This is a genomic window from Pseudoalteromonas 'SMAR', assembly GCF_048515945.1.
GTDB lineage: Bacteria > Pseudomonadota > Gammaproteobacteria > Enterobacterales > Alteromonadaceae > Pseudoalteromonas.
On sequence record NZ_JBLWMW010000002.1, the window covers coordinates 155,701 to 173,117 of the forward strand.

19 protein-coding genes and 1 tRNA gene are annotated in these 17,417 nt (G+C 44.8%); 12 read left to right on the forward strand and 8 right to left on the reverse strand.

The genetic code is table 11. The annotated features are described in order from the left end of the window. Positions 1–110: 110 nt before the first annotated feature. From ACNKW2_RS02010 to ACNKW2_RS02030, 5 genes are all read left to right on the forward strand, one after another. Positions 111–1,487: a Gfo/Idh/MocA family protein gene (locus ACNKW2_RS02010; RefSeq protein WP_419147049.1), complete on the forward strand. Its 1,377-nt coding sequence runs from the start codon at positions 111–113 to the stop codon at positions 1,485–1,487. 215 nt (positions 1,488–1,702) lie between these two features. Continuing rightward, positions 1,703–2,053, forward strand: coding sequence for a Cif family virulence factor (locus tag ACNKW2_RS02015; RefSeq protein WP_419147050.1), 351 nt, complete (start codon positions 1,703–1,705; stop codon positions 2,051–2,053). A 31-nt stretch (positions 2,054–2,084) separates the two neighbouring features. Further along, entirely contained in the window at positions 2,085–2,351 is a 267-nt protein-coding gene (locus ACNKW2_RS02020) for a YkoF family thiamine/hydroxymethylpyrimidine-binding protein (RefSeq protein WP_419147051.1), read from the forward strand. Then, positions 2,351–2,971 (forward strand): nicotinamide riboside transporter PnuC, encoded by a 621-nt coding sequence (pnuC, locus tag ACNKW2_RS02025; RefSeq protein WP_419147053.1) that lies wholly within the window; start codon positions 2,351–2,353, stop codon positions 2,969–2,971. The genes ACNKW2_RS02020 and pnuC overlap by 1 nt, the downstream gene beginning before the upstream one ends. Beyond that, the gene (locus ACNKW2_RS02030) at positions 2,934–3,752 is read left to right on the forward strand and encodes a phosphotransferase (RefSeq protein WP_419147054.1); all 819 of its coding nucleotides are present in this window, start codon (positions 2,934–2,936) and stop codon (positions 3,750–3,752) included. Before pnuC ends, ACNKW2_RS02030 begins: the two co-directional genes overlap by 38 nt. A 28-nt stretch (positions 3,753–3,780) precedes the next feature. Here ACNKW2_RS02030 and ACNKW2_RS02035 read toward each other — a convergent pair whose 3' ends face one another. Then, the gene (locus tag ACNKW2_RS02035; RefSeq protein ID WP_336568792.1) at positions 3,781–3,963 is read right to left on the reverse strand and encodes a helix-turn-helix domain-containing protein; all 183 of its coding nucleotides are present in this window, start codon (positions 3,961–3,963) and stop codon (positions 3,781–3,783) included. Positions 3,964–4,173: 210 nt separating this feature from the next. Here ACNKW2_RS02035 and ACNKW2_RS02040 point away from each other — a divergent pair. Continuing rightward, a tRNA-Arg gene (locus ACNKW2_RS02040) sits at positions 4,174–4,248 on the forward strand. Positions 4,249–4,276: 28 nt separating this feature from the next. Here ACNKW2_RS02040 and ACNKW2_RS02045 read toward each other — a convergent pair. Next, positions 4,277–5,242 carry a zinc transporter ZntB gene (locus ACNKW2_RS02045; protein ID WP_419147055.1) on the reverse strand — a complete coding sequence of 322 codons (966 nt, stop codon included), beginning with the start codon at positions 5,240–5,242 and terminating at the stop codon, positions 4,277–4,279. A gap of 254 nt (positions 5,243–5,496) precedes the next feature. Between ACNKW2_RS02045 and ACNKW2_RS02050 the strand changes: the two genes are divergently transcribed. Genes ACNKW2_RS02050 through ACNKW2_RS02060 form a run of 3 tightly spaced genes read left to right on the forward strand, consistent with a single transcriptional unit; the run spans position 5,497 to position 7,849 of the window. Then, the gene (locus tag ACNKW2_RS02050) at positions 5,497–5,925 is read left to right on the forward strand and encodes an ATP-dependent zinc protease family protein (RefSeq protein WP_419147056.1); all 429 of its coding nucleotides are present in this window, start codon (positions 5,497–5,499) and stop codon (positions 5,923–5,925) included. A 3-nt stretch (positions 5,926–5,928) separates the two neighbouring features. Next, on the forward strand, positions 5,929–6,834 hold the full coding sequence (gene rimK / locus ACNKW2_RS02055; protein WP_419147057.1) for a 30S ribosomal protein S6--L-glutamate ligase: 906 nt from the start codon (positions 5,929–5,931) through the stop codon (positions 6,832–6,834). Beyond that, positions 6,821–7,849 carry a succinylglutamate desuccinylase/aspartoacylase family protein gene (locus tag ACNKW2_RS02060; RefSeq protein WP_419147058.1) on the forward strand — a complete coding sequence of 343 codons (1,029 nt, stop codon included), beginning with the start codon at positions 6,821–6,823 and terminating at the stop codon, positions 7,847–7,849. Before rimK ends, ACNKW2_RS02060 begins: the two co-directional genes overlap by 14 nt. On the opposite strand, the gene ACNKW2_RS02065 is transcribed toward ACNKW2_RS02060, so the two are convergent. The 4 genes from ACNKW2_RS02065 to recQ form a co-directional block, all read right to left on the reverse strand. Further along, the gene (locus ACNKW2_RS02065; protein ID WP_419147059.1) at positions 7,839–8,402 is read right to left on the reverse strand and encodes a mechanosensitive ion channel domain-containing protein; all 564 of its coding nucleotides are present in this window, start codon (positions 8,400–8,402) and stop codon (positions 7,839–7,841) included. The two genes, ACNKW2_RS02060 and ACNKW2_RS02065, sit on opposite strands and share 11 nt — an antisense overlap. 52 nt (positions 8,403–8,454) lie before the next feature. Further along, positions 8,455–10,161: a BamA/TamA family outer membrane protein gene (locus tag ACNKW2_RS02070; protein WP_419147071.1), complete on the reverse strand. Its 1,707-nt coding sequence runs from the start codon at positions 10,159–10,161 to the stop codon at positions 8,455–8,457. A 113-nt stretch (positions 10,162–10,274) separates the two neighbouring features. After that, on the reverse strand, positions 10,275–10,562 hold the full coding sequence (locus ACNKW2_RS02075) for a DUF3630 family protein (protein ID WP_336568802.1): 288 nt from the start codon (positions 10,560–10,562) through the stop codon (positions 10,275–10,277). Then, positions 10,562–12,385 (reverse strand): DNA helicase RecQ, encoded by a 1,824-nt coding sequence (gene recQ / locus ACNKW2_RS02080; RefSeq protein WP_419147060.1) that lies wholly within the window; start codon positions 12,383–12,385, stop codon positions 10,562–10,564. The genes ACNKW2_RS02075 and recQ overlap by 1 nt, the downstream gene beginning before the upstream one ends. 176 nt (positions 12,386–12,561) lie before the next feature. On the opposite strand from recQ, the gene rarD reads away from it, so the two are divergent. Further along, a complete protein-coding gene (gene rarD / locus ACNKW2_RS02085) occupies positions 12,562–13,473 on the forward strand; it encodes an EamA family transporter RarD (RefSeq protein ID WP_336568804.1) in 912 nt (303 codons plus the stop codon). On the opposite strand, the gene ACNKW2_RS02090 is transcribed toward rarD, so the two are convergent. Then, entirely contained in the window at positions 13,447–14,682 is a 1,236-nt protein-coding gene (locus ACNKW2_RS02090) for a GGDEF domain-containing response regulator (RefSeq protein ID WP_419147061.1), read from the reverse strand. The two genes, rarD and ACNKW2_RS02090, sit on opposite strands and share 27 nt — an antisense overlap. Positions 14,683–14,861: 179 nt before the next feature. Further along, entirely contained in the window at positions 14,862–15,233 is a 372-nt protein-coding gene (gene maoP, locus ACNKW2_RS02095) for a DUF413 domain-containing protein (protein ID WP_419147062.1), read from the reverse strand. An 87-nt stretch (positions 15,234–15,320) separates the two neighbouring features. On the opposite strand from maoP, the gene ACNKW2_RS02100 reads away from it, so the two are divergent. Both ACNKW2_RS02100 and ACNKW2_RS02105 read left to right on the forward strand, forming a co-directional pair. Then, positions 15,321–16,166, forward strand: coding sequence for a LysR family transcriptional regulator (locus tag ACNKW2_RS02100; protein WP_419147063.1), 846 nt, complete (start codon positions 15,321–15,323; stop codon positions 16,164–16,166). A gap of 159 nt (positions 16,167–16,325) precedes the next feature. Further along, positions 16,326–17,255 carry a porin gene (locus ACNKW2_RS02105; protein WP_419147064.1) on the forward strand — a complete coding sequence of 310 codons (930 nt, stop codon included), beginning with the start codon at positions 16,326–16,328 and terminating at the stop codon, positions 17,253–17,255. The last annotated feature ends 162 nt before the right edge of the window (positions 17,256–17,417 follow it).

Below are 17,417 nucleotides of genomic sequence, written 5' to 3' on the forward strand. Positions count from 1 at the left end.
TACTACCGCCTCGTAACGTCAGCTACGAGGCGGTTTTGTTTTATCGCAATGTTTTGAACCTAATATTGGGATAGGGTAGCGTGATGGCGAAGTGTCTTCGAGGAGAAAAAATGAAATCTGTAAATCGTCGCGATTTTCTAAAAGCGGCTGGCGTTGCCGCGGCTGCGGGTGTGGTGAGTGGCTGCGCGAGCTCGAATAACACTAGCAGCGTAACGCCAAAGCGACAGGGCCAGTCTGTCATGGGTCTGGTTGCGCCGAAGCTGGATGTTGTCAGAGTGGGCTTTATTGGCGTTGGTCAGCGCGGCTATGGTCATGTTAAACGCATGAGTCACATCGAGGGAGCAAAAATTGTTGCTCTGTGCGATACCCACGATGAAGTATTAAATAAATCGGCGGATTACTTGGTGAATGAGCGCGGCGTCGACAAGCCGGCGTTATACCGTGGCTCGCCACACGCCTATCAAGACATGCTAAGCCGTGATGATATCGACATCGTTATTATTTCAACGCCTTGGAAGTGGCATGCTGCCATGGCCATCGATACCATGAACAGTGGCAAACATGCGTTTGTGGAAGTGCCACTGGCATTGACCGTGGATGAAATGTGGCAAATTGTCGATACGGCTGAGCGCACGCAAAAGCACTGTATGATGATGGAAAACGTCAATTATGGCCGCGATGAGTTAATGGTACTCAATATGGTCAGACAGGGCGTATTTGGTGAGCTACTGCATGGCGAAGCGGCTTATATTCATGAGTTGCGTTGGCAAATGAAAGAAATTGAGCACAAAACTGGCTCATGGCGTACGCATTGGCACACCAAACGCGATGGTAACTTATACCCCACCCATGGTTTAGGGCCGGTGTCACAATATATGAACATCAACCGTGGCGATCGTTTTGATTACCTAACCTCCATGAGCTCACCCGCGCTTGGTCGTGCCGCCTATGCAGAGCGTGAGTTTGCTCCCTCCCATGAGCGCAATCAACTCGACTATATTGCCGGTGATATGAATACCACCTTGATTAAAACGGTGAAAGGTCGCAGCATCGTGGTACAACACGATACCACTACGCCTAGGCCTTATTCTCGCCATAACCTAATTCAAGGCACCAACGGCGTTTTTGCCGGTTTCCCTAACCGCATCGCGTTGGAGCAAGGGGGAAGTAAAAGCTTTCATGAGTGGGATTATGATATGACTCACTGGTATCAGCAGTATGATCACCCATTGTGGCTTAGCATGGGAGAAGAAGCACAACGAAATGGCGGTCACGGTGGCATGGACTTTTTAATGTTCTGGCGCATGATTTACTGTCTGCGCAATGGTGAGCCTTTGGATCAGGATGTCTATGATGGCGCCGCTTGGTCAGTGATATCACCATTATCAGCACAGTCTGTGGCTAATCGCAGTGAGTCTATTTCTATCCCTGACTTTACTCGCGGTGGCTGGTTAACCGGTGAGCCTTTGGGCGTAGTCGCTGTATAGGGTTTTCAACGCAGTATAGTGAGCCATTTAGTGCTTACTATACTGCTGTTATTGCTGGTTCAATGAGGAGCGGTTATGCGTGCTATTGCGATACTTCTTTTGCTGTTACCTATACTCGGCTGCCAAAGCAGTAAAAGTAGTCCAATGCAGGCATGGCAAGAGCAGGTACATGCCTATTTAAATACCTATCAACAACGAGATGACTTCACCAGTTTATGGCATTTTATGCTCAAGACGCCGTGCTTGAGGACATGGTGTATGGTCATCGCGCTGAGGGAAAGTCTGCGATCAGCGGTTTTTTTGCTTGGCCAAGTAACCCCGTTAAGGTGATGAATGAGCAGTCACTTTTTAACCTAACGGCTGTGCACTTTGATAACACTGCCACGACTGCCCTAGTGCGTGGACGTTTTAATGCCTTTTTGTACCATGGCCAGCAGCTCGGACCATGGCGCTTTCTGATGGTGCTAAAGTTCGATGAACAGGGTAAAATCAGCTATCAACAAGACTGGATTAATTATACTCCTAAGTCTGAATACACGACTGGTCATAACCTAAACGTGCAATAAACATTGCTCTGCACACGACAAAGGAACGCCAATGAAGGTTTCTGTAGAAATAAGTAAGTACCCACTACACCAAGATTATATCCCATATATTCAAGGCTTTATTGATCGGTTAAATCAACATGAGCAGATAAAAGTGAACACCAATGTGATGTCTACCCAGATTTTTGGCGACTATGACGTGGTGACAGACATCATTAATCAAGAGATGAAACGTTCCTTTGCAGCGTACGGCAAATGCATTTTTGTCTGCAAATATATTGCTGGTGACTTGTCTCAGCGACAAGGTGACATAGATTAATGGACTGGTTACGGGAAACACTGGCAGGCTTTACTGCTATGTCGAGTTGGGAATATATCGCTGTCGCCCTAGCAGTGGCTTACCTGCTGTTAGCAATAAGACAAAACATCTGGTGTTGGCCAGTGGCGTTCGTTAATACCCTAATTTACACCATTCTTTATTGGAATGGGGCGCTGGTTATGGAGTCACTGTTACATTTTTACTATATGGTAATGGCGGTTGTCGGCTGGTGGATGTGGCGGCAAGGAGAAAAGGACAAGCCCAGCGACATTATTTCTTGGTCAACCTCTCGTCACCTTTGCATTATTGCGCTTACCACCGTGGCTGCGGTGGCCTTGGGCTACTTTACCAAACACTATATGAATGCCGATCTGGCTTATTTGGATAGTTTCACTACCTGCTTTGCGGTTGTTACCACCTATTTGGTGGCTAAGAAAGTGTTGGAGAACTGGTTGTATTGGGTGGTGATTGATGCCGCTTCGATTTATCTATACTACCTAAAAGGCTTTTACCCAACCTTAGTACTGTTCATTTTCTACACCTTAATGGCGTGTTGGGGCTACAAGCGTTGGTATGAAGAATATGAGTCAAAGCAAGGCAGAAACATTGCCAGCCTCTGACGTTGAACTAAAGCGCTTACAGCAGCAAGTAGAGCGCGTCTTTACACAGCCCGTGACTGCTTTAGTGAAACTAAATAAAGGACTGAGCAATAAAAACTACCTGCTTTACAGTGGCCAAGAAAAACGATTGCTGAAGTGTTACAGCCATGAGGTACCTGTTGCCGCGCTTGGCGCGCAAAATAAGCTGGCACAACAACAGGTAACCTCTCAAGTGGTGGCTTATGACCTAACATCGCGGATGGCGATTTTCACCTACTTACCTGAGGTAGAGTGCTTCCCTATACTTGGGGTGGATTTACTCGAGCAACTCATCAAGGTGCACCAGCTTGAGCTCGATGTCTATGAACAGTTAGATCTGCCCGGTTACCTTAATCAGCTAACCGAGCCACTGCAAAAGAGCGTCGATATGGCTTGGATCCGCTCTCAGCTCGCGAGTCTGCCTAGCGACATGGCGTTTTGCCATAACGACTTGGTGCTAAGTAACATCATTGTGGGTGAGTCCAGCACGCAGCTTATCGATTTTGAGTATGCTTGCCACAATGACCTCTTCTTTGATTTAGCAGCCTTGGTATGTAGTTTTGGTTGCACCGTGGCACAAGCTCACAGGGTGTTACAACACTACTTTATGTTAAGGCAGCAAGAGCCCCCAGTTTACAGCCAGACCAAGCTCAAACTCTATTGCCAAATTTACCTTTTATTGAGCATTGAGTGGTATGAGCAAAGGGGAGAGGTAGATGAAGCTGCAACGCTCAGAGCAGTACTATTAAAGTGGGTAGGTTAGCACGCTGCAAGCTACCCACCATTAGCTATTACAGGCCACCGAGCCGTTTCGCGAGCTCTTTGTATTTTTCCACGTCTGATTTATCGAAAATCGGTTCGCCATTGCCGTCAGTGTCTTTTGCAACGAGCAAGTTTTCTCGAGCAAGGCGTCTAACTCGCTCTATTTTTACGTCAAGAAACTCTGCAACTTGCTGGGTTGTCATGGGTGTCATATTCGGGATCCTCAATAATGATGTATCGCTACATTACTTATTAACAGTAGTACTAGACCTAGTCTCAGTATAATTTATTATTTTTAAAGCATAGTTGAATAACTGTTTTTTTTCCTAAAGTACAGCTTTTTTTAAAAATAGGTTACTAATTAGGCATCTAGCCAACATTGACTAGCAATTGTGGTGAGATAGCATTATTATGATGGCCTCGCTCTCGTGGTGAAATGGATATCACGTGGCCCTCCGGAGGCTAAGTTCTAGGTTCGATCCCTAGCGAGAGCGCCACTTTTTACCTCTTGCTTCATTTCGATTATTACACCCAACCTTTGCGTTTAAAATAAAGGCCAATTCCTAGGGTTAACAATAGCAACAGCAACACAAATATACTAAAGGCACCAGTATATTCAGTTCCAGGTATGCCACCAATATTGACTCCCAATAAACCGGTTAAAAACCCCAGCGGTAAAAATAACGCGGCCACCACTGACATCACGTACATGCGCTGGTTGAGCTGTTCGTTTTGTTGGTTGGTAATGCCATGTTGTATTACTTGCGCACGCTCAATAGCAGCTTCCAGCTCTTCAACATAGCGACTCAGGGCATTGTTGGCTTCTTCTAACACGCGTAAGTCTTCATCTGCGAGCCATTCTTGTTGGCAATCTAATAACTCGCTAATGGCCACCTTCTGTGGCTTTAAATAGCGTTTTAAGCCAATAGTTTGGCGTCTTAATGTCGCTAACTGTTGGTAATTGGGAAGTTGCTCACTGCTGTCTAGGGCATCTTCAAAGCCATCTAGGTGCTCTTCTATTTGCCAAATAATATCTTGCATGCGCCCTGATAGCCTTGCCACTAGGGTGGATAATAGCTCGCCAATGTCTTTTGCACCCTTACCTTGTTTTAATGCGGCTAACATATCTTGCGCTGACATTATGTGGCGCTTGCGGCAAGTGATAAGTAAACGTTTGTTGGCATAGCAACGGATTGAAACCATGTCTTCTGGACTTTGTTTGGGGTTTAGGTTCACGCCTCGTAAAAACACTAATAACCCCTCGCTACCCACCACGGTTCGGGGGCGAGTTTCATCGGCAATCAGTGCCTGCCACTCCCATTCTTCTAAAAAGTCTTGCTGCTTTAGCCACTCGGTGGTTTGCTCGAAACTGTAGTCAAAGTGAAGCCACATTGGTTGTTGGTGTATAACGGCTTTAACCTCGCTAAGGTCTTCAATAATCCTTCCGCCACCTTGGCCGTCGAGCACAACGGCATGTAATAACCCTGTCATGATAAAAATCCCATCAAATGTGATGTTGCAAGAATTGCACAGTGAATTAATTTTTCAAATTCAATTCAATCTCTTGACGATAAAACAGATTCATTAAGGTTGCCAAGAACTGGTTGAAAAAAAGCCAACGAGTGTTACCTTTAAGTGATAGGTAAAGGCAACGAATTTATTTATCTTGAAGATAAAATTATTTTGTTTTTCAACAGGCTTAAATACCAGTATAAGTCCGAACGCAAATTTTTAGAGAAGCTTTTATGATCACTGTGGGTTGGAGAGAATGGCTGTCATTGCCTGAGCTTGGTATTAAGAAAATCAAGGCCAAAGTTGACACCGGTGCAAGAACGTCTTGCTTGCATGCTTTTCGAGTAGAGCCATTTGAACAACAAAATGGCGAGCTATGGGTGCGGTTTTGGATCCACCCGATACAAGATGATGCAGAGTTTGTTGTCTGTAGTGAAGCCAAGGTACTAGATCAACGAGTTGTCACGGACTCTGGCGGCCACAAAGAAAATCGTTATGTCATCGAAACTCAGCTGCACATCGCGGATCAGAGCTGGCCTATCGAGGTCACTTTAAGTAATAGAGAAACGATGAAATTTAGAATGTTGCTAGGTCGTACGGCCATGCGTGGCAAGATAGTTGTTGACCCTGAGCAATCTTATTTAACCAAAAAAACCGGATAACTTATGAAAATAGGCATACTTTCAAGGAATAAATCACTGTATTCAACTCGACGCCTAATTGAAGCGGCGGAGCAACAAGGCCACGAAGTGGCTGTGCTTGACGCTTTACGTTGTTACATGAATATCAACAGCAGTGAGCCTGAAGTCCATTTTAAAGGTCAAAAGCTCAGTGGTTTTGACGCCATTGTTCCACGTATTGGCGCTTCGGTGACGTTTTATGGCTGTGCAGTGTTAAGACAGTTTGAGATGATGGGGGTTTACCCGCTTAATGAGTCGGTTGCCATTACGCGCTCCAGAGATAAGCTGCGCTCACTGCAACTGCTTTCGAGAAAAGGGGTGGGGATGCCCATTACCGGGTTTGCCAGCAAGCCCGATGACGTCAAAGACTTATTGGAAATGGTGGGCGGCGCACCGGTGGTGATTAAGCTTTTGGAAGGCACTCAAGGCATTGGTGTGGTGTTAGCAGAAACCCGCAAAGCCGCTGAAAGTGTTATCGAAGCCTTTATGGGATTAAAAGCACACATCATGGTGCAAGAGTACATTAAAGAGGCCGGTGGTGCCGATATTCGCTGTTTTGTTATTGGTGACAAGGTGATCGCCGCAATGAAGCGTCAGGCGCAAGCGGGGGAGTTTCGCTCTAATCTACACCGTGGTGGCTCAGCAACCTTGGTAAAAATTACTCCCGAAGAAAGACGCACAGCAGTGGCAGCTGCCAAAGCGATGGGATTAAACGTTGCAGGGGTCGACTTGTTGCGCTCTGAACGCGGTCCATTGGTGATGGAAGTGAACTCATCTCCGGGGTTGGAAGGCATTGAAAAAGCCACGGGCAAAGACATTGCCGGCATGATCATTTCATTTATTGAGAAAAACGCTTCCGCTAAGAGGACGGCGACACGTGGCAAAGGTTAAAATAAACCGCCCATTTACTTTGCTTGATACTCGAGTTGGAGTGGGTGAGCGCTCAACGGTGCAGCTTGAGGTTGCTAAGTTGTATACCCATACACCCATGACCATTCCAATCGAGGTGGTCAATGGTACGGAAGCCGGGCCAGTATTACTGGTCTGTGCTGCTATTCATGGCGATGAATTAAATGGCGTTGAAGTCGTTAGGCAATTATTAAGTAAAATCGACGCCAGCAATTTACGGGGAACGTTAATTGCCGTACCCATTGTCAATATATTTGGCTTTATTCATAAATCTCGCTACTTACCCGATAGACGCGACCTTAATCGCTGCTTTCCAGGCTCCGAACGTGGCTCTTTAGGTGGCCGTATGGCGTATATGTTTTTTGATCAGGTGGTAAAACAAAGTACCCACATCATCGATTTACATACCGGGGCCATTCATCGTTCCAATCTGCCACAAATTCGCGGTGATCTGTCGTGTGAAATGACCAAAGAAATGGCCATGGCATTTGGCACGCCGGTGGCACTGGATGCGCGATTACGCAATGGCTCGTTACGCAGTGAGGCCGCGGGTCTTGGGATCCCTGTGATCACCTACGAAGCGGGAGAAGCTTTGCGTTTTGATGCCTTAGCCATTCACGCAGGCTTAAAAGGAGTAGAAAACGTCATGCGCCAGTTGCGTATGCTCAGAGGTAAGCGTCGTAAGCAATTGCATGAAGCCGTTGTTGCCGCAGCAACCAGCTGGGTGCGGGCGGATGTTGATGGCATTGTACGTGCTCAGGTTAACCTCGGAGAGCGAGTCGCCAAAGGTCAAGTGCTAGCCTACATAGACAGCCCCCTAGGCCAAAGTGAAGAAGAAATAGTGGCGCCGCGCAGTGGTATTGTGATTGGTCAGCAAATGCTGCCTCTGGTGAATGAAGGCGATGCGGTGTTTCACTTAGCCTATTTTGCCCACGCCAATAGCATTGTTGAGCAACAGCTAGAAACTTTTATTGATGACATAGGCCCTATTTCTTAGGGCCTAATACTCTTTTGTTGGTAGTAGCGAGCTTGGGTTTTTGTGGCTCTTGACTGAGCACAAGTACGGGGCGAGTGACAAACAAATTGTTTGGGTAAACCACTTTATGACCCTCAATATGGCGCAGCACCACACTCATTAATCCCATTTCGACAATACATCCTTCAATGAAGTTTGCGCCATCGACAACGCGTACCCAATTGCCAACGCGATAATCATTTTGAATGAACATAAGCAAAAATGAGGTCAGATTAGAAAGCAGTGACCAGCCTGCAAACATAGCGACTCCGAGCATGGCAAAAAGCGAAGAGCCGAGCACTAAAAGCCCTTTTAGTTCTATGCCCCAAAACACCAACATGACACATACAAAGACAAACGCCACGATAGTTTTTACTAACAGCTCGGCGCGCTGCTTGCGATGGGAGTCAATTTTGCCGCGTGTTACTTTTTCCAGCAGCTTGCAACACCCTGAAACCAGCAGCGGAAAGAGCAGCAGGGCGATTAATGAAGAAAAAAGTTTGTACTGACTGAGAACGAAATCTAACACGTGCAATTTAATTGGTATCCGAATATTTTTTTAGCCTTATACCACGCAATTTTCTATCCTAAAAGCGGTTTTTTACGGTAAATAACCATTGCACATCATCAACGTCATCTGGGCCTCCAAGCGGCGCTGCGACATCGATATGCAGCATGATATCCGAGTTTGCTCTACTGGGCGCGAGCCGAAGCCCAAGGCCAATGTTTTTCAGTGTTGACTCGTTAGCATTGATGGCAAGGTGAGAATCATAGGCTTTGCCGACATCAAAGAATGCGGCCCCGCCAACTTTGAATAAACGCCATAAATCGTACTCCCAATAGAAGCGCTTTTCGATGTTAAGCAGTACGCGTTTACTGCCTTGTTGATACTTAATTGGGTAGCCTCTTAACCCGGTTTCGCCACCTAGAGTAATTTGTTTGTCTAAGGTGAGGTTTTTACCATAGCTATAGCTGGCGTTAAGAAACCAAGACTGGTAAAGGCTAGTGTTTAAGTAGTATTGAATATTAAAACTGGCTATGAGGTTTTCAGCGCGGTCAGTGTGTTGATTCCAATTACCATTGAGATCCATAGCAAAACGCCAAAGGCTATTATCTGAGGTATAGTGAGCGGTGTCAGCGTTAAGTGAGTAGATTAGGCGTTCGTCATCGTCGCTCCAAGCCGTTGGAGAGTATCCTAGTAAGGCGCGAATATTCCAACCTAAATTTAAGTCTTCGGTGCGATAAATAGAGTCAAAGTTTCGCACTTTGACGAACGAGTCTTCAAACCATTGTGCCTGCACATAGGGGTAACTTAGCGATCTATCGCGGGCGATGGCGAGCGTGGTTTCTGGGATAGCGCTAAAGCGGTATTCTTCGTGGCGATAACCGGCAATTAAGCGTCGTGTCCAGTTACCACCGAGTGCTTGTGAGTGACCGAAGTAAAATTGACTGACGTCTCTTTTTTGGTTGAATTCAGAGACGGTTTCACCGCCAGAATAAATAGGTTCTTCGCGCTCGTCAGAGAAATTGGTAAAGCCGTAACTATAAGGCGTATCGGTGGCAAAAAATGGATAATTGACACTAACATAGTGACGCTCGCCATCGTCATTATCGGAGTACTCAATGCGACCTGTGTACCTTGAACCTAAAATATTGGGGTCGTCATAGACAAACAAATAACCAGCACGGTCCACTTCTTTAATATGAGTAAAAGACAGACGCTTACCATAGCCAAGTAGGTTGCTCTCTCGAAAGCCGATCCTGGAGGTGTTTTCACCACCACTGCGGCTAAAGCTTAAATCCGGCAGTAAGGTCCATAAGTCACGGGTGATCACGGTCACTAAAATATCGCCATCGCAATTTTCGACGGCATAAATGCGGGCATCGTAAAGATAGGATTGTTGCCTCAATAAACGCTCTGATTCAGCCAGTTTACGCGGTACGTAATCATCGCCTTCTTGAAACAATAACACGCTTTTTAATACTTCAGGTTTGGTTTGTATGTGGTAGCGGTTGGCAAACCGAAACAGGGCATTATTTTCTTCCGGCTTGTCGGTATCAAAGACATTGAGCTGACGCAGCTCAATGTCGATTATTTTCTTTCCCGTTGCCGCTTTGGGGTAATTTTCTTGGCTATCAAGTTGGCGCGTTAAGCTTTGGTCGTGCTCACTATCAGTACGGTTATTACTGCAACTATTCGACAGATCTAGCGCAGGAACTTGTTCAGCTCCTTGCGCCATGGCAATGCTGCTAAAAAATAATAGGGTGACGAGTAATAGCCATCTTATTGTCATCACGTGCCCTTCTAGTCTGTAATGCCTTTAGTATGGTCGATTTTGCTTTAGCTTGCTTAGAAACAATAACAAAAACTAAGACTATTTATAGACTTAAATGACTTTATGAGGCGTTAATCAGAGAGTACTTGGTGCAGTGAAGGCAGTAATTCAAGGGCGTCTAAGCCATCTGGAGCAATCCAAACGCTGTTACTGTAATGCTCAAAATTAAGATTAAAAAAACTATTTTGAAACTGAAATCGCCACTGATGTCTATCGGCACCGGCTGAGAATTCAATCATGTTAATGTGCTGGTGGTGTAAAAATATTTGTGCCCAAAGCTCAAAGTCTTCATCGTTTGGCAGCTGTTCACTGCTGACGATGATTACTTCATATTGCGAGTCTAAAGTGACAGAGGTCATTAATCACGCTCCAAATAATTTCGTATTAACTGCATAAATGGGGCACCATATTTGCTCAACTTGGTAAAGCCAACCCCAGAGACTTGCAAAAACTCACTGTCAGAGGTGGGGGTCTTTTGCGCCATTTCAGCCAAGGTTCTATCGTTGAACACCACATAAGGCGGGACATCGTCATCATCAGCCAACTGTTTGCGCAGGGCGCGCAGTTTGGCAAATAGCTTTTTGTCATAGTTAAACTGCGCAAGCTTGTCTTGATAGACGTGTTTTGCCGCCAGCCTCGGCTCTGCTAGGTGCAGGGTGTATTCGCCACGTAAAACGGCTCTTGCCGCTTCTGTAAGTCGCAGCGTCGCGCCTTGGGTGATGTCTTGATTCACTAAGCCATGGTGGATGAGCTGACGCAGAATACTAAGCCAAAATTCATTACTGTGTTCTTTACCTATGCCATAGGTAGAGAGATCATGGTGATTGTGTTCGCGGATCCGAGCAGTATTTGCACCACGCAGTAGATCAACGATATAACCTAAACCAAAGCGTTGCTCTGCCCGATATATACAAGATAATGCTTGTTGAGCTACCACGGTACCATCAAATTGTTTCGGCGGATTTAAGCAAATATCACAGTTTCCGCAGGCTTCACGTTGGTATTCGCTAAAATAGTTCAAGAGAATTTGGCGACGGCAAGTTTGCGCTTCGGCAAAACTCGACATAGCTTGGAAACGCTGCTCTTCAACCCGGCGGCGCTGCTCATCAGGGATGTCTTCAAAAAAACGTTTAACTCGGCCGATATCAGCGGGGTCGAAGTACATCACGGCTTCTGCGGCTAAGCCATCACGACCGGCGCGACCGGTTTCTTGGTAATAGGCTTCTATGCTTTTGGGAATATCGTAATGCACCACAAAGCGCACATTTGGTTTATTAATGCCCATGCCAAAAGCAACGGTCGCAACAACTATTTGGATGTCATCGCGGGCAAAGCGGTTTTGCACAAACTGGCGCTGTTCGTTATCAAGGCCAGCATGATAACCCGCGGCGTTATAGCCAGATTCAATCAAGCGCTCTGCGATATCGTCTACACGCTTGCGACTGCCGCAGTATATGATGCCACTTTGTCCTTTTTGTTCTTTTAAGTAGCGGAATAGCTGTGATAAGGGCTTAAACTTTTCTTCAATGGTGTAACGAATATTGGGCCTATCAAAGCTGCCGGTATGAATAAATGGCGCTCGCATATCAAGCTGCTGGACGATATCTCGCCGAGTAGCTAAATCTGCCGTGGCGGTGAGGGCCATAAGTGGCACCGTAGGGAAATATTGTCTGAGCTCTTTTAAACGAAAGTAATGAGGGCGAAAGTCATGTCCCCAGTGCGACACACAGTGGGCTTCATCAATGGCAAATAAAGCCACATTGCAGCTGCTTAGGCGCTCTATAAAGTCTCTTTGCAGTGCTTTTTCAGGTGCCACATAGAGTAACTTTACCGTACCCTGCTGGAGCCCTTCATAGGTGGCTCTTTGCTGCTCCCAAGCAACGCTATTATTAATATACTCTGCCGCCACACCTTGCGCTTTTAGCTGTGCTACCTGATCTTGCATTAATGAGATTAAGGGGGAAATAACCACTGTAACCCCTTCAAACAGCAGGGCTGGAACTTGATAACAAAGTGATTTTCCACCCCCAGTTGGTAACAGCACAAGGGTATCCTGACCAGCAAGACTGGACTGAATAATTTCTAGCTGACCATCACGAAAGGTACTGTAACCAAATACATCTTTGAGTACCGTTTTAGGGTCTTTAGTTGGGGCGTCTAAGAGTGTTTCCATTGCCGCCATTCTAGAGTTTTTTTTATTTATTGTCTTTGCTTTTTGTCGTGAGGGTGTTCGGACTGCTGTTTATTTAACCGCATGACTGAGTGATGTAATGAGCCACGCTTTATCTAAGTTTAATGGCTTGGTGTTTTATTGATGGTATAATTGCAGTTCTCTTTGCAACTTCTGCCAAGGTCGACATGTCGGTAATTGATGAACAAAACAAGGGGCACCTGCTCGCCATTCTTGCCTTTTTAATGTGGGGCTTAGCACCCATTTATTTTAAACAACTTATTCATGTGGATGCGATTGAGATCTTAGTGCACAGAGTGATTTGGTCTGTATTATTTATTATGTTAATAGTATTGGCAAAAAAACAGTGGCCTAAGATTGTCGCAATTGTTCGACAGCCAAAACTATTGGCAATGCTAACGCTCACTGCCTGTTTGCTGGGGTTCAACTGGGGACTCTTTATCTGGTCGGTGAATAATGGTTTTATGCTCGATGCCAGTTTAGGGTATTACATCAACCCGCTATTAAATGTATTGCTAGGCATGTTATTTCTTTCTGAGCGTCTGCGCCGCGCACAAAAGTTTGCTGTGGTGTTGGCCATAGTGGGTGTGGTGTTGCAATTAATCAGCTTTGGCTCTTTCCCTGTTATTGCGTTTTCATTGGCGGGCTCTTTTGCCATTTATGGTCTATTGCGAAAAACTCTCGCGGTTGAGTCTTTACCTGGGTTACTGATTGAGGCATTGATCTTGAGTCCCATCGCACTAATGTATTGGTGGTGGGTGGAGCCCAGTGCCACAAGTAATTTGTATGCCAACAACTGGTATACGAATGCATTACTAATAAGCGCCGGAATTGTCACTACCTTGCCGTTACTTTGCTTCACTGCAGCTGCAAAGCGGATCCCCTATACCACATTAGGTTTTTTCCAATACATTGGACCCAGTCTAATGTTTATTTTGGCGGTGGTGTTATACGGCGAAGCGTTTGATACCGAGCGGGCGGTTACCTTTGCCTTTATTTGGAGTGCACTGGCCATGTTTAGCCTTGACTCATACCGCGATAGACGTAAACGCTTAGCCAATAAGACGGTTTCGTCCTAACTCTTTAGCTTGATAAAGGTTGATATCGGCTTGCTTAACCAAGCGGTCGATATCACTGCTGACCTCATCACTAAAACCAATTGAAATGGTAAAGGTTATATCTTTATCGGTAAAACTCGCGCTATTGTCGGCAATATAGGCTCTAAAGGCTTCCAATCTTTCGAGACAAGCGTCTTTATCTTCAGTCGCAAAGAACACCGCAAACTCTTCACCTCCTAAGCGAGCCACTAAGTCTTGCTCAAAGTGCTGCTTAAAAGCACGGCTAAAGGCTTCTAACACGGCATCGCCATAATCGTGACCATAGTTATCATTAACCAATTTAAAATGATCAATATCAAGCATGGCGATGGCACTTGACTGCTGTTGCTTAGCCCTTTGATGCAGTGCTTTTCTCACTATAGCAAAGAAATAACGACGATTAGGTAACTCTGTAAGGTAATCTGTATTGGCTTGTTTGCGGATGGTCTGAATATGCTCGAGCATGTCGACGTTTTGACTTAAGCGACAATAAAACTCTTCGGCATTAAATGGTTTTCGTAAGTAATCGTTAGCGCCATTTTTAAGAAAGCGCGTTGACAGGTGCTCTGTATCGACCCCTGAAACACCAATAATTGCTTTGTCATCGTCGGTATATAAGCGCCTGATCTCTGAGCACAGTTCTTCTCCGCGCATATTGGGCATTTCACTGTCGGTAATAATAACCGAAATATCAGTATGTGCCTTAAGCACTTCAAGTGCTTCAACGCCGTCAGTGGCCTCGAAGACTTGGTATTTATGACGTTTCACTAAAGTTGAGATGTATTGTCTTGCCGTCGCTGAGTCATCAACAATAAGTATCTTGACGTTTTCATTTCTAGGCAATCGCTCTAATTGGCGGCGCAAATATTGGTAAGCCTGTTTATTCTCTTTAGTGATGTAATCAATGATAGGGTACTGTTCAACCGTTTTACGTGTTTGGCTCTCGAGGTTTCCCGTCATGACTATAGTAGGGATATTGGCTTTGATAGTGCAGGGAATTGCTTCTCCACGAGGGGCGTCGGGCAATATAAAGTCAACTACCGCGCAAAAATACTGGTTTTGTTTAATTAGCGCCTCAGCTTGGGCTCGAGACTCGGCTATATCGGCATGATAGCCGGCATTGGTGGCTATGTGCTTTTGTACTCTGGCAATTGTTGGCGTGTCTTCAATGATTAAGATTTTTCGAGTCACAGTGTTCGCCGATAGCTGATGTTTTACTAATTCTTAACGCATATAAAAGTAAAAGCAATGCTAGTTTGGAAAACTTATTAAAAAGTCATAACAATCTATGACGATATTGCGCAAAAAATGCTAAAGAAATGGGCTCTTTTAAAGAGCCCGGTTATTAAGCTATTGAGTCATAACTGCCATTACAGCTCATCATCAATATCAACACTGACGGCCACACTGGTGTCGTTTTGCACCTTTGAACGACCAAATAAAGTATGAAATTTAGTTTTACAGGTTGTCAGCTTTAAATATTTAGCCCAAGCTTTTTCCACAGCATTGGTAGGAGCAGAGGCACCATCCATTACTTGAACAAATTGTAGCTGAAAACTGTTTTGCGGTTCTTGTGCTTTGCTGTATAAGCTTCTTAGCGTTACACCACATTGCTCAAGAATTTCAGCTTCTTGTAAAGTGAAATGACCGCTGCGACCAAATCCACGGGGGAAGTTGGCGTCATCATAAAATGCTTTAGGGCTTGTGAAAGCGTGTTTCAAAGTGGCTAGATTATGATCCATAACAAAGTCCTCAAGGGTTACTTGGCAGGAGTATGGATCAAGAATTGGATTTTAAAAAATGAGTTTTTTTTATCGTCAGGAAGAAAAATGGACATAGATCTATTAAAAACTTTTGTCGAAGTGGTACGCACTCGCCATTTTGGTCGTGCCGCCGAGAATTTATACATTACTCAGTCGGCAGTGAGCTTTAGGATCAGGCAGTTAGAACAAAGCTTGGGAGTGAATTTGTTTATCCGCCAGCGTAACAATATCCAATTAACTGCGCCTGGGGAAAGGCTACTGCCTCATGCAAAAATGATTTTAACGGGCATGCAGCGCGCTAAAGTGGACGTGGCTTTGGCAAATAATATGCACAAACAAGTGTCGCTCAGTGGTACAGCAAACATATGGGATGCATTTTTACAGTTTGGCATTAACCATATTGTTTCGGCGATGCCTGGGGTCTCTTTAGTTGCAGAAATTAAAGCGCAACAAGAAAGTACACGATTACTGCTGGAGCGCACCTTGGATGTGGCGGTGCTTTTTGATCCTCCCAAGGTTGATGAATTGGTGGTAAAGCCCATTCGTCATTTGGCGATAATACCGGTCAGTACTTTTGAAAAAGTATCCAAAGCCGAGTTTTTCGACAACCAGTATGTTTATGTTGATTGGGGCACGGCGTATTCACTGTGGCATGCGAAGCAATACTCTGGCAGCAACCCTCCTTACTTCAGAACCAGCACAGGAAGGATTGCTTTAGACCTCATATTACAATGTGGTGGCTCAGCCTTTGTACCAGAAGCCTTAGCGCAAGATGCCATTGCTAAGGGTCATCTGTTTTTAGTGGAGGAAGTAGAGCAAAACGCAAGAGAAGTATTTGTTGCTTACCACAAAGACAACGAACAAATAGAGCATATTGAAACCATTGTTAGTCTTCTGGCTGAGGTAAAGTAACCTTGTTCCCAAAATTAAGATGAATCTTTTATGACGCTTAGTTTAACTTTGCATGTCATTTTATTTTCAGAAATATTGTCGATGTAATAATTCTGTCATTTATCAATGCCAAAATTCGCGTGTTTTAAAATTACGTGTTGCGATATTGAGGAAATACACATGAAACTAACTAAGACTGCTTTAGCTTTATCTCTTCTAGGCGCGCTGGCTTTCCAAGCCAATGCTGAAGTTGACGTTTATGGTAAAGCAAACGTTTCTGTTCAATCATCTGATGATGGTGCAGGCTCTTTCACTGAGATCAAGAGCAATGCTTCTCGCCTAGGTTTTAAAGGGTCTGAAAAGTTAGATTCTGGTTTAGAGGTTATTTACAAGCTTGAATTCCAAGTGGATGTTTCTGACGCCGATTCTAAAGGCGATAAAGATAATATTACAGCTCGTAATCAGTATGTTGGTATTAAGGGTAACTTCGGTCAGGTTGTTGTAGGGCGTAATGATACCGCGTTGAAACAATCTCAAGGTAAAATTGACCAGTTTGGTGACCTTGAAGGCGATATCAAAGTTTTATTCAAAGGCGAAAACCGCTTAGGCAACTCAATTTCTTATCAGTCTAACAGCTTAAATGGCTTCCGCATTTTAGGTAGCTACATTGCAGAAGACAAAGAAGAAGGTGAAAACGGCTTATCGACAGCACTTACCTATGGCGATGCTAAATTAAAGAACTCTTCTATTTATGCTGCAATTGCGGTTGATAGCGAAGTAAAAGGTTATGATGCGGTGCGTATGTCTGTTCAGGGTAAGCTGGCTGACTTTAAACTAGGTGCAATGTACCAAACACAAGAGAAAGTAGACGGCACTGCTGAAGCGGACGGCTACATGTTAAATGCAGCTTATAAACTAGGTAGCACTACCTTGAAGGCGCAATACCAAGTTATTGACTTTGATAGTGGTGATAAAGTGGATGGTATTTCACTAGGTGTGGACTATAAACTAGCGAAAAACGCAAAAGTGTATGGTTTCTATTCTACCTTTGATGCCGATAACCAAGTTGAGAAAGATTACTTGGGCGTAGGTGTCGAATACAAGTTCTAAAATTAACCAACATTGGTTGAATTAAGATAAAACACCTGCCATTAGCAGGTGTTTTTGTATCTAAACTAGGCGTTCTGTACTAATTGTGTTCGAACAACCTGTTTTTTTAAGTTTTCTTTAAAAAAGGGGTTGCATCGTTTTCGATTCTCCCTATAATGCGCA

Bases quoted from the DNA above. Each gene is read 5' to 3' on its own strand.
- ACNKW2_RS02070 (WP_419147071.1), bottom strand. From the start codon at position 10,161: ATGACAATAAGATGGCTATTACTCGTCACCCTATTATTTTTTAGCAGC.
- rarD (WP_336568804.1), top strand. From the start codon at position 12,562: ATGTCGGTAATTGATGAACAAAACAAGGGGCACCTGCTCGCCATTCTT.
- ACNKW2_RS02050 (WP_419147056.1), top strand. From the start codon at position 5,497: ATGATCACTGTGGGTTGGAGAGAATGGCTGTCATTGCCTGAGCTTGGT.
- pnuC (WP_419147053.1), top strand. From the start codon at position 2,351: ATGGACTGGTTACGGGAAACACTGGCAGGCTTTACTGCTATGTCGAGT.
- ACNKW2_RS02030 (WP_419147054.1), top strand. From the start codon at position 2,934: ATGAGTCAAAGCAAGGCAGAAACATTGCCAGCCTCTGACGTTGAACTA.
- maoP (WP_419147062.1), bottom strand. From the start codon at position 15,233: ATGGATCATAATCTAGCCACTTTGAAACACGCTTTCACAAGCCCTAAA.
- ACNKW2_RS02100 (WP_419147063.1), top strand. From the start codon at position 15,321: ATGGACATAGATCTATTAAAAACTTTTGTCGAAGTGGTACGCACTCGC.
- ACNKW2_RS02075 (WP_336568802.1), bottom strand. From the start codon at position 10,562: ATGACCTCTGTCACTTTAGACTCGCAATATGAAGTAATCATCGTCAGC.
- rimK (WP_419147057.1), top strand. From the start codon at position 5,929: ATGAAAATAGGCATACTTTCAAGGAATAAATCACTGTATTCAACTCGA.
- ACNKW2_RS02045 (WP_419147055.1), bottom strand. From the start codon at position 5,242: ATGACAGGGTTATTACATGCCGTTGTGCTCGACGGCCAAGGTGGCGGA.
- ACNKW2_RS02020 (WP_419147051.1), top strand. From the start codon at position 2,085: ATGAAGGTTTCTGTAGAAATAAGTAAGTACCCACTACACCAAGATTAT.
- ACNKW2_RS02010 (WP_419147049.1), top strand. From the start codon at position 111: ATGAAATCTGTAAATCGTCGCGATTTTCTAAAAGCGGCTGGCGTTGCC.
- ACNKW2_RS02105 (WP_419147064.1), top strand. From the start codon at position 16,326: ATGAAACTAACTAAGACTGCTTTAGCTTTATCTCTTCTAGGCGCGCTG.
- recQ (WP_419147060.1), bottom strand. From the start codon at position 12,385: ATGGCGGCAATGGAAACACTCTTAGACGCCCCAACTAAAGACCCTAAA.
- ACNKW2_RS02015 (WP_419147050.1), top strand. From the start codon at position 1,703: ATGGCATTTTATGCTCAAGACGCCGTGCTTGAGGACATGGTGTATGGT.
- ACNKW2_RS02035 (WP_336568792.1), bottom strand. From the start codon at position 3,963: ATGACACCCATGACAACCCAGCAAGTTGCAGAGTTTCTTGACGTAAAA.